At 26.5% G+C, this 15,934-nt stretch carries 12 protein-coding genes; 6 read left to right on the top strand and 6 right to left on the bottom strand.

The features are described from left to right. The first annotated feature begins 355 nt into the window (after positions 1 to 355). The 3 genes from KO488_RS09670 (at position 356) to KO488_RS09660 (ending at position 2,367) form a co-directional block, all read left to right on the top strand. Complete coding sequence (locus KO488_RS09670; protein ID WP_216058598.1) at positions 356 to 1,294, top strand: nuclease-related domain-containing protein; 939 nt, start codon at positions 356 to 358, stop codon at positions 1,292 to 1,294. A gap of 297 nt (positions 1,295 to 1,591) precedes the next feature. After that, on the top strand, positions 1,592 to 2,017 hold the full coding sequence (gene arfB, locus KO488_RS09665) for an alternative ribosome rescue aminoacyl-tRNA hydrolase ArfB (protein ID WP_216058597.1): 426 nt from the start codon (positions 1,592 to 1,594) through the stop codon (positions 2,015 to 2,017). Positions 2,018 to 2,094: 77 nt separating this feature from the next. Continuing rightward, positions 2,095 to 2,367, top strand: a complete 273-nt coding sequence (locus tag KO488_RS09660) for a DUF4242 domain-containing protein (RefSeq protein WP_216058596.1) — start codon at positions 2,095 to 2,097, stop codon at positions 2,365 to 2,367. A gap of 40 nt (positions 2,368 to 2,407) precedes the next feature. Here KO488_RS09660 and KO488_RS09655 read toward each other — a convergent pair whose 3' ends face one another. The 4 genes from KO488_RS09655 to msrA all read right to left on the bottom strand — a co-directional run bounded on the left by KO488_RS09655 (position 2,408) and on the right by msrA (position 8,677). Then, the gene (locus tag KO488_RS09655) at positions 2,408 to 4,693 is read right to left on the bottom strand and encodes a cache domain-containing protein (protein ID WP_216058595.1); all 2,286 of its coding nucleotides are present in this window, start codon (positions 4,691 to 4,693) and stop codon (positions 2,408 to 2,410) included. A gap of 68 nt (positions 4,694 to 4,761) precedes the next feature. After that, positions 4,762 to 6,102: a DEAD/DEAH box helicase gene (locus tag KO488_RS09650; protein ID WP_216058594.1), complete on the bottom strand. Its 1,341-nt coding sequence runs from the start codon at positions 6,100 to 6,102 to the stop codon at positions 4,762 to 4,764. 108 nt (positions 6,103 to 6,210) lie between these two features. Next, positions 6,211 to 8,157 (bottom strand): hypothetical protein, encoded by a 1,947-nt coding sequence (locus tag KO488_RS09645; protein ID WP_216058593.1) that lies wholly within the window; start codon positions 8,155 to 8,157, stop codon positions 6,211 to 6,213. Positions 8,158 to 8,185: 28 nt separating this feature from the next. Next, positions 8,186 to 8,677, bottom strand: coding sequence for a peptide-methionine (S)-S-oxide reductase MsrA (gene msrA / locus KO488_RS09640; RefSeq protein ID WP_216058592.1), 492 nt, complete (start codon positions 8,675 to 8,677; stop codon positions 8,186 to 8,188). Between the two features lie 170 nt (positions 8,678 to 8,847). On the opposite strand from msrA, the gene KO488_RS09635 reads away from it, so the two are divergent. Together KO488_RS09635 and KO488_RS09630 are read left to right on the top strand one after the other, a co-directional pair. Continuing rightward, positions 8,848 to 9,699, top strand: a complete 852-nt coding sequence (locus tag KO488_RS09635; protein WP_216058591.1) for a helix-turn-helix domain-containing protein — start codon at positions 8,848 to 8,850, stop codon at positions 9,697 to 9,699. Between the two features lie 63 nt (positions 9,700 to 9,762). After that, the gene (locus KO488_RS09630; protein WP_216058590.1) at positions 9,763 to 10,527 is read left to right on the top strand and encodes a class I SAM-dependent methyltransferase; all 765 of its coding nucleotides are present in this window, start codon (positions 9,763 to 9,765) and stop codon (positions 10,525 to 10,527) included. 21 nt (positions 10,528 to 10,548) lie between these two features. Here the strand turns inward: KO488_RS09630 and KO488_RS09625 are convergent, their stop codons facing one another. Together KO488_RS09625 and KO488_RS09620 are read right to left on the bottom strand one after the other, a co-directional pair. After that, a complete protein-coding gene (locus KO488_RS09625; protein ID WP_216058589.1) occupies positions 10,549 to 12,441 on the bottom strand; it encodes a HAMP domain-containing methyl-accepting chemotaxis protein in 1,893 nt (630 codons plus the stop codon). Between the two features lie 112 nt (positions 12,442 to 12,553). Then, positions 12,554 to 14,035, bottom strand: coding sequence for a carboxypeptidase M32 (locus tag KO488_RS09620; protein ID WP_216058588.1), 1,482 nt, complete (start codon positions 14,033 to 14,035; stop codon positions 12,554 to 12,556). Positions 14,036 to 14,221: 186 nt separating this feature from the next. Here KO488_RS09620 and KO488_RS09615 point away from each other — a divergent pair, with 186 nt between their 5' ends. Beyond that, positions 14,222 to 15,928, top strand: a complete 1,707-nt coding sequence (locus KO488_RS09615; RefSeq protein ID WP_216058587.1) for an AAA family ATPase — start codon at positions 14,222 to 14,224, stop codon at positions 15,926 to 15,928. Positions 15,929 to 15,934 lie beyond the last annotated feature (6 nt).

Here is a 15,934-nt window from a genome sequence, read left to right as displayed (position 1 = left end):
CCCTCTCCACAAAGGCATCCAATGCAAAAAAGTACTTTGGTTAAAAAGAAGTACTATCACCCCCCCAGATGATTGAACAAACAGCCAAATCTATAGATTGCTATCAAGTATATAAATGAAGCTACTTTTAATTTCAATGGTATTTTAGTCTTAGTAGATATATATCAAAACTGCAAATATAGTACATATAAATAGCTCTTATGTAAGAGGTGATACTTTAGAAGTGTTCTTATACTACTATTTAAAAGATTTACAAATAATAATTTTTATTTACTTTTAATAAATAAAGTTATAGACTTAAAAAATAAAATTCATCAAATTCAAATGATATTCAATAAAATAAAGGAAATAACGGGTGTTATTAAAAGAGATTGATAAAAGAAAAGAAGAAGATATTCAATGTTTAAAGAACAAGCTTAAACTCTCAAATAATGAAAAACAAAAATATATAATAAGACAAGAATTAACAAAGTTAGAATCAGGGTTAAAAGGAGAAAAAGAAACTGCTTACTTTATAGATTTTAATTTAAAAGATAGTGAGAACTATATGGTATTACATGACTTAAGATTTGAAATAGATGGATTAACTGCACAGATTGACCATTTATTGATTAATGTTGCAGTAGGTATTATTTTAGTTGAAACTAAAAATACGAAAGCAGAAGTAACAATAAATGATGATGGAACAATGTTATACACTTATCCTAAAGAGTCACATAATCTTCCAAGTCCTTTAGCGCAATCACAAAGACATGCTTTAGTATTAGAAGAAATTTTAAAAAAGTACAATATAAAAATGGATATTATGTCTTATGTTGTCTTTTTACCAGGTGTTAAAATTAAAAATAAAGTTCTTCCTAAAAAATTCTGTAGGGCAGATACATTTATTGAAGATATTAGAAGTCAGTTTAAAAAAAGTCCTTTAAAAATTTTATCTGCCGCAGCAAAAATGATAACAAATAACTTACCAAGTACTAAAAATCTAGAAAATGTTGCAAATATTCTTATAAATGAGCATAAACCTATTTTAATTGATTATGATAAAAAATATAGAATTAAAGATGTAAAGACTAAAGAGAATATTCAAGATACACCTAGTAAAGAAGAAAAAATTGATATTACTTCAAAGTTAAATCCAAAAAATTTAAATAAATTTAAAGATATTCAAGCTTCAAAAAAATATATGGGACATGAAATGCTTAGTTTTATCTGCATAAACTGTAATACTACACAAAGAAAAGGTTTAAATACATTTACACAAAAAGAAGTTTTTTGTAAAAGCTGTGGGAATTAAAATACTTGAAAGATTTCCTGAAAGCTTGAGGTCGCAAATTGCGACCTTAGAACATTGAGGACGAAGGTACTTACCTTATGTTTTCACAGAACAAGATGTTTCTATGTTAAGTGCTATTTTAAAAGACTTAGGTAAAAAATGGTTTGCTTTTTCAAGATTAGATATTGAACCTTTTGATATATTGAGTAGATTAATTGAATAATTTGGATTAGGTTAAAATATGATATAAGTTGTATAAAATTATATATAATATATTTCATAGATTTAAAAATTCTAAATAGTAGGATATAAAATAATATGTCAGAATTAAAAATATCAAACAGCATAACACTAGATGAAAACGAAGTAGAAATATCTGCTATTAGAGCACAAGGTTCTGGTGGTCAGAAGGTCAATAAGGTTTCTGCTGCTATTCATTTGCGTTTTGAAATAGAGGCTTCGTCATTGCCAGAGTTTTATAAAGATAAGTTATTAGAACTCAAAGATAACCGTATTACCAAAGATGGTATTATCGTTATAAAGTCACAACAGCACAGAAGCCAAGAACAAAACAGAGACGAAGCACTTGAACGTTTGGTAGAGCTAATAAAAAGTGTGAATGTAGTACAAAAAAGAAGAGTACCTACAAAACCAACAAGAGGCTCTGTAACCAGACGACTGAACTCTAAAAAGAAATTAAGTTCCCAAAAGAAGTTACGTGGAAGAGTACAGAAGGATTATTAATATAGTATATTTAATTAAGGTTAGTTTATAAATACAATACTATACTATTTATTTAAATTAACAAAAGGAGAAATATTATGCCAAAATATATAATCGAACGAGAAATTCCAGATGCTGGAAATTTGACAGCAGAGGATTTACAAGGAATTTCTAAAAAGTCTTGTGGAATTTTAAAAAATATGGGTCCACAAATCCAATGGGTAGAGAGTTATGTTACAGATAATAAAGTATATTGTATCTATATTGCTCCAGATGAAGATTCAGTAAGAGAACATGCTAAATCAGGTGATTTTCCTGCAAACAGTATTTGTGAAATCAAAAATATCATTGATCCAACTACTGCTGAGTAATCGTAACTATACACTATAGACTAAATTGAAATAAGAATATTTAGTCTATAGAAATAGTAAATTTTGCACCTGTATATTGAACACCTTCGAAATTGTAAGTTTCATTTGTCACTTCTATAGTTCCTTTTAAATGTTTTATTACAATTTCTTTACTCATGTGTAATCCTATCCCTGTTCCATGAGATTCTTCTTTTGTAGTAAAATATGCTTCAAAAATTCTATCAATAATATTATCTTCAATTCCACCAGCATTATCAATTATTTCTATATATGAAGAATTTTTCTTTTGATATGTATTTATAAAGATTAATCTTCTTGTTTTTTCTTTTGTAATTAGTACATCTCTTGCATTATTAAGTATATTTATTAAAACTTGTATTAGATCATTCTCAATTGATAACAATTGATAATTTTCTATATTTTTTATAATTTCTATATTTTTTGTATTAAATTGAGGGTCAATTAATTTTAAGGTTTTTATTAAAGTATCTTCAATTTTAAATTCGTGTAGAACACTATTCTTTGGATTAAAAAATCCTCTAAAGTCATCAATAGTTTGTGAAAGGTATTGGGCTGAATTATTGATAGTTAGAAGAGCTGAATTTAATTCACTATCTGATAGAGTATTCATCTCATTTAATAACTTTGTCCCAGTTGATGCAGTTGTAATAGTAGATAATGGTTGTCTCCATTGATGTGCAATATTACCTATCATTTCACCCATTGCTGCCATTTTACTTTGTTGATACAATAATTCAGATTGTTGTTGTTTTTCTGCTTCCAATTTTTTAATTGCTGTTATATCTTGTACTATACCTATAACAAAAGTCTTTTCTTTATTTAAATGGCCTATACAATTAATCCATATCATTTCACCATTAGGTTTAGTTATTCTATAAGTAGAATTATGTTCTTTCCCTATTACTATACAGTTTTTCATTGAATCTTGGAAAGCAGATATATCTTCTTTAAACATCAAATTTTCTAGATACTCAAGCCCAAAAATCTCTTCATCTTTAATATTAAGCCCAAATATATTAATAAATTCATTTGACCATATAACTTTTTTCGTTTTTATCTCTAACTTCCAACCTGCCATATGAGCAATTTTATGTGCTTCTAATAATGTTTCTTTCTGAGCCTTATTTTCTAGTATTTGGTTTTCCAAATTTTCTTTATAATTTAAAAACTTCTTTTCAATTAATCTAGCTATAAAAAATGAAATTATTACTAATAATATAATGAATAAAAAGCTATATATCAAAAGATCTTTTTCTTTTTTATCATATTTCTTTTCAATAATTGCTTTTCTTTTTTCTATAATTTTATTTGCATCTGATAATTTAAAACTTGTACTTATTATCCATTTCCAATCATCAAATTTTCTTGAATAAGTTATTTTTAATTCGTTTGTTTCTTTTCCTAATTGTATAATAGGTTTATAGCTGAAGAAATCTCCACTTTCTTTGTTTTTTGTAGAAATTAGATTTTTTAAGAAGTTTTTTACATGAGAAAATTCTTTTTCTTTAAATACATTATGATTTAAGACGCTTTTTGATTTATGAAGAATTACATCTCCATCATAGTTAATAATAGAAACAAAACCTTTATTTTTAAATTCTAATTTAGCTAGATGATTTAAAATTCTTTTTTTCAAATTTTCTTCATAGTCATCAATAAATATACCTGTAGTAATAATTAAATCATATGGTTCAAACTTTTTTACAATTCCAATTTTTTTAAATTCTTTTGATGTATTATTAGGTTTAAGTGAATACCAACTTAAAAAACCTTCTCCCTTTGTTTTTGCAATTTTTATTACTTTTTGTACTGGATAATCACCTCTAAGATCTTTTCTATTTAATACGCTTTTCCCTTCATATTCACGAACTATAGGTTGAAGTATATTAATTCCTTCCATTGTATGTATAGAAAAGTATCCTTTTCCATTATCAAACCTAATAGCTTCAAGCGCAGTTTTTATTTGTTTAATTATTTCATCTTTTGAAAGAGTATCTTTGTTTCTTAGATACATATTTGTAGCAATTTTATGAACATTATTGATTTTAAAAGTTAAATCTTCTTTTAATGCTTTTTCAGATTTTGCTTTTTCATTTTTTATATAATTATTTACAGTATCTATTTTTGAGTATAAAGCTTCCTTTTCTGTTTGAAGGTATTGAGTTTCTGAAAAGTATTTTTCATTTTTTAAATCTTGTTTTTTTTCTTGATACATTAAAAATATTATAAATATACTAATTAAAGTTGTTATAGTTAAGGGAGTGTATTTTATGATGTTTAATAGGTTTTTAACTTTTTCGTCCATAAGTTTTTCCTCTATTGTATTATTTAGAGTATATAAAACTATTCCTTAATTATTATATGTTTTTCATCTTACGAAAAAATAGGCTTCACATTATTAATTACAATATCTAAAACTTCATTTTTCTTTTTATTTATCCAACCTGTTGTTTCATCATTGTAAATAATTATATGTGCTCTATTTTTATTTTTAAATGGTCTCATAGCTCTTCCTATGATTTGTTGTAAACGTGCTGTATCTTCAAAAGGAGGGTAAGCAGGACTTGCGCAAAATACATTCTTGATTGAAGGAATGTCAGTACCTTCTCCTAGAAGTTTAGAAGTTCCTATTAGAACATAATCAGTGATTTTGTTTTCTGTTAAATCAGAAAATATTTCATTTCTTTCTTTTGCTTTTGTACTTGCATCAATATATAAGACATTATAGAAGAGTGATAACTCCTCTTTTAAAGCTAGTCCTAATTCAAGAGTATTTACTAATATTACAGATTGATTAGCCTTGAACTCGTTTTTTTCAAGCTGAAGAGATTTTTTAATATCATTTAGTATTAATTCTTTTCTCTTTTTTGATTTATCAATATTTTTTTTAAGCATTCCTAGTTTTATATTAAAATCTAATGATCTTAAATATTCTTGGTCAATATTGATTTTATAATATGTATTTTTAAATCTTATAGTTGGTTGTACTAAAAAGCCATTTTTATATAAATCTATGATATCAACACTTGCAATCTCATTTCCAACTAAATCGTAAAGTCTTTGTTCATTTTTAATATTATTTCTATATGGTGTTGCCGTAAGACCATGTTTATACATAGCAGGTATAGAAGATACCACATCATAATAGACATCTGCACTAGCTTTATGCATCTCATCGCAGATAATCTGTGAGTATTTATCTTCTTTAACTCTTTGTAATGTTTCTTCATTGTTTAGTGATTGCCATGTTGTAATTAAAATAGCTGCACCAAACTCTTTTTTAGCAGAACTAAGCTCACCAATCATTGCTGGGTCTATATCTAAAATATCTTGAAATCTTTTTTTTGTTTGTTTAACTAAATCATATTTAGGAACAATAAATAGTGTTCTTATATTTCTTTTAGCAATTAAATATGCAGCGATATTTGTTTTTCCAGAGCCAGTAGGTGCATAAATATAACCAGTAAGTGTAGTTCGTGTAAATTTATCAATACAATCTTGTTGAAAATCACGCGGCTGAAAATTTTTAATATTAATTGTTTCTTGATTTTCTATAATCTTACACTTATCTCTTGCAGGTACATTTACATTCCATTTTATATCAGTACAAATATTCTTAAATTTACTTAACAATTGCAAAACTTCTCCATAAGGGAAAATTTTTTCAATAGCTCCATCGATAAGTTTAACTTGTGATCCTATTATTAATTGCATTATATTTCCTAAGAATATTTAATTTTTTAGATTATATGCAAAAAAATTCTAATCTTAAAAAATAATGACAATTTGTAATGTTTTCTGTTTTAATAAATAAAAATACCATCAAAAATCAAAAAGTGATTCTTGTTTTTGATTAAATGGTTCTATTAGTTTATAAGCCTCTTTTACATAATAATCAAAGTCTAAAAACTCATAAGAGAAGTCTTCTATATTATTACAAAGTTCTACTTTATATCCTACATTTATTCCTATTACTCTTTGTTCTGAATCTTTATTTAGAGGTGGAAGAATCTTTTTTAAAGGAAACCCGTTTTTACTTATAAAATATCTAATAGTATTAGATAATGGCATATAAGTTTTTTGTAATGAATATACTTTTTCAAGGACTAAGTCTATATTTCTTGTGGCTTTAAAATTTAGTAAGAAGTCATATTTATTTCTATGATTATGTATAAACTCTTCAATTTGAATACCTTTTATAAGGTATGCTTCTACTGCTTTTTGAACTACTAAAGAAGAATGGTTTTGATTCCATGCTAAGTCGTATTTATATGCACCTATTTTTTTGGCTTCACCATTTTCTTTTAACGCTATATAGTTGTTTACATCTCTAATCCATAGCTTTTTATATATTATTTCTTCTAGTTCAAGTCCTGTAAAATCTTGCCATTTATTTGATATATCTTCATATTTTGACTTGTCTTTTTTAGCTATTTTAAAAGTAAGACCATCGGTATTTGCTTGGATTAGGGAAACAGAATCTATTTGCATAAGTTTTTCAGCAAGCATACACAACATCAGTTGTCCATTTATAGTAATATCCAAAGTCATCTTGAAGTCATAAAAAGGACTAAATTGATTGTTTGTATCTCCATATGTTGAGTTTAGTGCTAGTTTTAGCATTTTGTTTTGAGAAGTACCTTTTTTATAAGAAAATCTCAAATCTCGAATCTCTTTATATATATCAACAAACTCAATTCCAAGGTGTTCTGGATATAAGTTATTTTGAATTACAATAGATGGATAATAACTTGCTACATCAACATCTATGATTAAGAACTCATCACTTTTATCATAAAACTTGCTTTCAACACTACCATGCAAACCGCCAGTTCCTAAATAAAAAGTAAAATCTTTGTAGTTTAAATGTAAGGAGTTGGCTTCTTTTTTAGAATTTAGTGTACAAAATGAGCTTAATTCTTCTAAGTTATCTTGGCTGATATTTGAAAAAACTTCATTCATAGAGTTTGAATACTGTTTTTTTAAATATTTAAGTAGACTTTGAAACTCTGGTGTTTCAAAACTAATATAGTCAAAGATAATCTTGCCAAAGTCCAAGTAGTTTCTAATAGTTTGTTTTGGTTTGCCATTTACATAACAAATATCTTTTCCAAGTTTTTCTTCTAGATTCCTTATAAAATATCTTTTACCTATTTTTGTATCACTGTAATTAAGCATATTTTCATTGTATTTTAAACTTAAGTCTTCTCTAAATTCTATGGCTTCTTTTGAGTGTTCAAAGAATAGTAATGTAGCTTCTACATCGTGTTTGTTGTATTTAATTAGATTGTCAAACTCGTCTATTTTTATATTTTCACCTATTTTAAAATCCAAGTCCTCAATAGAATCCATACACATATTTACTTCTAAAACTTTTAGACTTACTCTTGTAGCTTTATAGTCAAAGTTGTGGATTTTCATAAGATCAAGTTGATCTATTTTTAAAGTGTTTTTATCTTCTTTATAAATGATATTGTTTTTGATAAGTCCATCTGCAAAAAGAAATATCTGGTAAACTAGCTCTTTTATAGAATAATTCTTTGCATTCTTATAGATAAACTGTAGTACAGCATAATCAAAGTTTAGATTATTGTATCCTACTAATATTTTTTCATTTTTACTTAACCATTCAAGTGTTTTTAAAAACTTTGTTAAGTCATTTTTTCTAGAACTTAGTTCAAATACTCTTAACTCTTTGCTTTGAGTATTTTGTATAACACAAGTAAAAATATTGGGAAAGGTTTCTACATCATAAATATAATATTTCATAGTTTCGCATTATATAAGTTTAATTTTATTAAATAAATGACCCAAATCTTTCTGAATGACAGGTATATCCACCAGGATTTTTTACTAAATAATCTTGATGATATGCTTCAGCAGGCCAAAATGTATCAAAAGGTTCCAATGTTGTAACAATTGGCGCTTCCCATTTACCTGATTCATTTACAACTTTTATAATCTCTTTAGCTATTTCTAGTTCTTCTTCATTTTGTATGAATATCGTTGAACGGTAACTTGACCCTCTATCGTTACCTTGTCTATCTATTGTTGTAGGGTTGTGTATTCTAAAAAAATAGTCAAGGATTTCTTTAAAAGATGTTAATTTAGGATCATAAGTAAGTTCAATACCTTCTGCATGACCAGGATGGTTTTCATATGTAGGGTTATCATTTTCTCCACCTTGGTATCCCACTTCAGTGTCAATTATACCTTTTGTTTTTCTAAACAAATCTTCCATACCCCAAAAACATCCGCCTGCAATATATGCTTTTTTATAATTTTCCATTTAATTTTCCTTCTATTTTTTAAGTTTCTTTATAATATTTTAGGTATTTTACATCATTTACTTTAAAGTTTCCAATAGGATAGGTTTTTGTGATTGATGGCCTAGGGTAAGAGTTAAAACTTTTTTAGATATATTTACTATTATTCAAATATTTATAAGGGAAGATACTTTTGACATATGTAGTACCAAATTATTTTATAGAAAACAAATATTCAAATCTTTTAAAAATAGATAATTTATTGTGCTTAAATTATATTAGCAAAACAAAAAATTCCAATGTATATGCTAGAACAACTATGCATAGTATGGGAATTATGCTTGAAGGTTCAAAAGTGATACATCTTAGTAATGAAGATATTACTATAGAAAAAAATGATATATTCTTTCTTACTCAAAATAACTATTATATGAGTGAAAGAGTAGCTGATGATTCTAAATATAAATCATTATTAGTATATTTTGATGATAAGTTTATTTTTGATTTTATAAACAAATATAATATTAAAATCAATATAAAAAATGAACAAAGTATAGTAAAAGCAAGTTACAAAAGTGATAAGTTATTTGAAAATAGTGTACAAACATTTCAAGAGTATTTAAAAGTTGATTTTAACGAAAATCTTTTAAAACTCAAAATTGAAGAGATGTTTTTACAAGCAATAAAACACAATGAAAAACAGATGTACTCTTTTTTTAACTCTATTTTAGCTACAAGTCAAGATAGAATTAAATATATTTTAGAATCAAATATAGACCTTATTCAAACCCTTGATGATATGTGTAGTATCACAAGATTATCAGAAAACAAGATAAGAAGATATATTAAAAAAGAGTTTAATCAAACTCCAAAAATATGGCTAGACACAAAAAGATTAGAAAAAGCAGTTTTACTTTTAAATAATACAAATAAAAGTATTTCAGATATATCTACAACTTGTGGATACTCTACTGTTTCATGGTTTATTTCTCAATTTAAAAAATACCACAAACAAACACCTAAAGAATTCCGATACAAAATCTAAGATTACTTGTACCTTTCTATTTTTAGTTCTTGTAAAATACTTAAAATTTACAAAAGGAAAAATATGAAAGAATCAAATGATTGGAATCCAAACAAATATAAAAAACACGCTGATTTCGTATCAAATCTAGCTTTACCTGTAGTAGAGTTATTAGATCCAAAAGAGGGCGAAAAAATTTTGGATTTAGGTTGTGGTGAGGGAACTTTAGCTTTAGAGATAAAAAAATCTGGAGCTGAAGTTATTGGTGTAGATTTAAGTGAAGAAATGATTAAAAAAACAAAATCTAAAGGAATAGATGCAAAAGTAATGAGTGCTACAAATTTAGATTTTGAAAATAAGTTTGATGCAGTTTTTTCAAATGCTGTATTACATTGGGTAAAAAATAGTGAACTAGCAATCCAAAAGATACATAAAGCTTTAAAAAAAGAGGGTAGGTTTGTAGCTGAATTTGGAGGATATGGAAATATAAAAAGTCTAACTGATGCTATGAAAGAAGTTTTTGATAATCATTCTTCATGGGGAGAGTTTAACAATCCTTGGATTTTTTTAAAAGATACAGACTATAAAGTGCTTTTAGAAAACAATGGCTTTAAAGTAGAATATATAGAACTAATAAAAAGACCAACACCAATTGATGATATTACAAATTGGCTAGATGTATTTGCAAATGGTATAACAGAAAATCTAGATGATGAACAAAAAATTACATTTAAAAAAGAAGTAAAAGAAATACTAAAACCAACTCAATATAATGAGATAGATGGTTGGAGTGCTGATTATGTAAGGTTGAGAGTTAGAGCAGTAAAAAAGAAAGTTTGGGATTCATAAGATTCCCAAATCTTTCTAATATTAAAAATCAATTTTTGCTGTTACTTCATTTTTACCAATAAACTCTTTTTCATTTGCACTACTTACAACTAATTTTGCAATTTTATCTGTTGTTTCTGCTACTTCATGAGTTTGAGAAGCTATTTTTGCATTTTGTTGAGTTTGTTGATCTAATTGATTTACTGCTTGATTAATTTGTTCTATTCCTGAAAGTTGCTCTTTACTTGATGTTTCGATATCTGAGATTAAATTTATTGTTAATGATATATTTTCATTTAATTCTTTATATCCTTCTATCATATGACTGGCAATTTCTTTTCCATGATTTGCTTTATCTGTAGCATTTTTAACAATTGTTTTTATTTCATGTGCAGCTTCTGCACTTCTATTTGCTAAGTTTCGTACTTCTTGTGCAACAACGGCAAAGCCTTTTCCAGCTTCACCAGCAGTTGCTGCTTCAACTGCTGCATTTAGTGAAAGGATATTTGTTTGAAATGCAATTTGGTCAATCACGCTAATAGCTTCATTTATTGTATTAACTTGAGTATTTATATCATCCATAGCAATAGTAGTTTGATTAGCAAGTTTTTCACCATCATTTGCTGATTTTGTAACACTATTTGAATAAGAAGACATTTTCCCAATATTTTGCGTATTATTTCTTATATTTGTTGTTATTTCATTTAAAACGGCTGTTGTTTGTTCTAAAGAAGTTGCAGCTTCACTTGAACTTTTATTTAGTTCAATAACATTTTTAAGTAAAATATTTGAGCTATTATCGAGTGTTAAGCCATTTGATTTATTCTCAACTAACATCTCATTAATAATTTGAGCTAAATTATTTAATCCTATTGAAACAATTCCCTTATCATTTTCTACTCTATCTCTAAAGTCAAGATTAGCAAAGTTATCTAAAATTTTTGTTATCTTATTTATATCTTCACAAACATTTTTTGCTGTATTTTCAAGCATTTCATTAAAACTATTTTTTAGTTCTTCAAGGTTTTGATTTTGAGTTGATTTAAGTATTTTTTCATTTAATTTACCTTTTTTAACTTCATTTACAACTCTTTTTACATCTTCAATTAATTCATTATCTTGAACAATAAGATTTTTTGTATTTTGTATATTTTCATTAATTACTTTGGCCATTTGACCAAATTCATCTTTTGTATCTAGTGTGATTAAAGCTGTTGACTCTTTTTCTTTATTTAAAAAAGAAAAGAATTCTTGTAAGCCATTTTGAATAGTACAAGCAGAACTTGATAATTGTTTTGAAATGAAATAAGCAACAAGTGAACCTAAAATTAATGAAATTATTAAAATTGTAATCATTAAAATAGAAAAACTACTTGCAACATCTCTTGCTTGTGGAGTTGCTATTTGATTTTTTGCCTCTTGATAATCAATAAATTCATTAATCACACTTAACCATTTTGAAAAAAGTGGACTTGCTTGATTTGTAAGTAAATTAAGAGCTTTTTCGTGATTTCCTGAAAGTTTTGAGTTAATTATCTCTTTTACTAAAGGCATAGTTTTTTTCTCAACTTCTTTGATTTTATTAAGAATTACAATTTCTTTTTCTTCAATCCCTTCTTTTTTTAAAAATATACTATCCATTAATTTTGCTGAATTAGCATAAGAATCTTCTAGTTTTTTTATATCTACAATAGATTTTTTAAATAAAAGAGTGTTTTTATCTAAAGATAAAACAACATCTCTAATAGAAATAGCTCTATCATGAACACTACCTCTAAAATCTATTGCGTGTCTTTGTTTTACTGAATTTACTTCAGCTATATTATAAAGAGTATTATCAATAAAAGAAACCCTATTTATACCAATTACTGTTAACATAATGATTAAAAAAATCATTAATCCAAATCCTGAATATAATTTCTTAGAAATACTCATTATTATTCTCCTGTTAAATTTAATTTATATATTAATAATAATATAAACACCCTTGTTAAGAAATTAAACAAAAAAAATAATAATAATATAATAATTAGAAAAGAAATTAAAACTAGAATAAATATCTATTTTCTAGATGAGCTTTAAAGTACTTAGGATTTAAAGTCTCTCCTGTAGCTTTTGTGATTAACTCATCTGTAGAATAAATACTTGCATTACTCCAAATATTTTCTTTTAGCCAAGATTTTATTTGCGATAAATCGCCTTTTTCTATTGATTCATTTATATTTGGATGGATTTTTTTTACAGTGTTAAATTGCTGTGCTGCATACATTGCTCCTAGAGTATATGAGGGGAAATATCCAAATATTCCTTCACTCCAATGTACATCTTGCATACATCCGTCTTTATAGTTTCCTTTTGTATCCAATCCTAAAGCTTCTTGCATTTTTTCATTCCATATATCTGGAATATCTGAAGTTTCTATTTGTCCATTTATTAAAGCACGCTCAATTTCATATCTTAAAATCACATGCGAAGCATAGGTTACTTCATCTGCATATACACGAATTAAAGATGGCTCTACTTTTGAATAGATTTTTATTAAATTATCAAGTTCTAACTCATTTTTCTTTCCAAAAGATTTTGTAATAAAAGGGTGAATAGATTTTAAAAACTGACTACTTCTTCCTATTTGCATTTCAAAAAACAAACTTTGACTTTCATGTATTCCCATAGAACGAGCCTGTGCAACGGGTAATCCTAATAGCTCTTGTGGTAAGCCTTGTTCGTAGCAAGCATGTCCTGTTTCATGGATTATTCCCATAAGAGATTGAACAAAATCTTTTTCATCATATCTTGTAGTTAGTCTTACATCTTCAGGAACACCTCCACAAAAAGGATGCTCTGAGATATCAACTCGACCTTTATTAAAATCAAAACCTAGATGATTCATTACTTTTATTCCAAGCTCTTTTTGAGCTTGTATTTCAAATATTCCTTGGGGTTTTATAAAGTTTTGAGATTTTTGTTTTTCTACTATATTTTGAATAAGCTGCGGTAACCAAGTTTTTACATCTGCAAAAATATCATCCAATGTTTCACTTTTCATTCCTGGTTCATATAAGTCTAAAAGTGAATCATAAGCACTTAATCCATTTATTTCTGATCTAATACTCGCTTCTTCACGTGATAGTTTTATAACTTCTTCTAAACTTGGTTGAAAAGCTTTCCAATTATTGTTTTTTCTTTGTTCCATCCATATATGATTACATCTTGAGTGAGCTAAACTTTGTGCTTTTACAAGTGCACTTGGAAGTAGGGTATTATTTGAGTATGCTCTTTTCATTTCATATAATGATGCTTTTTCTATAGAATTTAAGTTTTCAGCCATTGCATCATCTAAAAGTAGAGCTATCTCTTTATCTACTGATGCTTCATGTAAAATCACACCAAACTCTGCCATTGCTTTTGCTCTAGCATCACTTGAACCTTTAGGCATCATACTTTGCTGATCCCAGTAAACAATTGATTGCATATGTGATAAGTGATGTATTCTTTCATATTTTTCTACAAGTTTTTTATAAGCCTTCATTTTTATCCTTGAACGTAAAATTAAAAAGATTTTATCATAAAAAACTATGAGATAATATTTAAAGATAAAGAGAATAAGCTTGAAGGACTTTGAAGTTATATAGACTAAATATTCTTATTATGTATATACGCTATAATCCAAAATCAAAATATAAAAGCTTTAACCATAAAGCAAATTAGGTAAAAAATGCAAGAAACAGCTCTTAAAATACTAAAAACTGGTCAAAATGTTTTCTTAACAGGATCAGCAGGAACAGGTAAAACTCATATCTTAAATGAATATATTTTATATTTAAAATCTAGGAAAATTATTCCTACTATTGTAGCACCTACAGGGATTGCTGCTTCACATTTAAATGGTCAAACAATTCATTCTTATTTTAGCTTAGGTATAAAAGATAGTATTGATGAAAATTTTATTTCTAATTTATTGGATAAAAAATATCTTCAAACAAGATTTAAGAAACTAAAGATTTTAATTATAGATGAGATTTCTATGGTTTCACCAAATGTTTTTTCATCAATTGACAGAATATTAAGAGCTTTTAAACAAAGTGATGAGACCTTTGCTGGTATTCAAGTTATACTTTCAGGTGATTTTTTCCAGTTACCTCCAATATCAAGAAATATAGATGGAAAAAGATTCGCATGGCAAAGTCCATCATGGAAAGAGTTAGATTTACAAACTTGTTATTTAGAAAAAAAGTTTAGACAAGATGATAATCAACTTATTTTTGTTTTAGATGAAATTAGAAGTGGTCAGGTATCACAAAGAAGTCATGATATTTTAAATGCAAGATTGCAAAAAGATTTAGATATAGATTTTACACCTACAAAACTCTACACTCATAATATGGATGTAGATAGAATTAATAATGATGAATTAAATAGTATTGATGACAAGGCAGAAGTTTTTAAATACACAAGTGAGGGTGCAAAGAGTAATATTGAAAAGCTGTTTAAATCAGCACTAGTTCAAGAAGAAGTAACGTTAAAAAAAGATGCTGTTGTTATGTTTATTAAAAATAATCCTGAAAAGTATTATATAAATGGAACTACTGGAGTTGTAATTGATTTTTCAAAAGATGAACAAAAACTTCCAATTGTTAAACTTTCAAATGGTTATATCGTAAAAGTAGAATATGAAGATTGGAAAATTGAAAATGATTCAGGAAAAATACAAGCAAAAATCTCTCAAGTACCTCTAAAACTTGCTTGGGCTATTACAATTCATAAATCGCAAGGTATGACACTTGATGCTGCACAAATTGATTTATCAAAGACGTTTGAAGTAGGGCAAGGTTATGTAGCACTTTCAAGAATAAAAAATATTGAAGGCCTAAAGTTAATGGGCTTTAATGACAATGCTCTAAGTGTAGATCCTTTGATTTTAAATATAGATCCACGAATAAAGCAAGCTTCACAAAAAGCAGCTAAAAAAATAGAATCTTTTGAAGAAAATCAATTAAATGCTATGCAATTATCATATATCCAAAGACTTGGTGGAACTATTGATGAAAAAGAAATAGCAAAAGAGAAAGTAGCACTTGATAGTGAACCTAAAATAGAAGTAAAAATGCCAAATCATATAAAAACAAAAAATCAAATAGAAAACTCAGCAACGCTACAAGATTTAGCAAAAAATGCAGGTTATTCTGTATCAACTATTATGAATCACTTAAGTTTAATAAAAGCAGATGAACCAAATTTAGATATATCAAAATATATGCCAAGTTTAAGTACTATTAATCTAATAAAAGCCGCAGTAGAAGAAATCAAAAAAACAAATAAAGAAGAAGATTTTTCAGAAGATGGAAAAATTAGATTAAAACCAATATTTATGAAACTAGATGAAAAAATATCTTATGATGATATAAAAATAACACTTATATAAAAATAG

It is taken from the genome of Poseidonibacter lekithochrous, assembly GCF_018861145.1.
GTDB lineage: Bacteria > Campylobacterota > Campylobacteria > Campylobacterales > Arcobacteraceae > Poseidonibacter > Poseidonibacter lekithochrous_A.
Note: the sequence above shows the minus strand (reverse complement) of the source record. Positions and strands in the feature narration are given on the sequence as shown.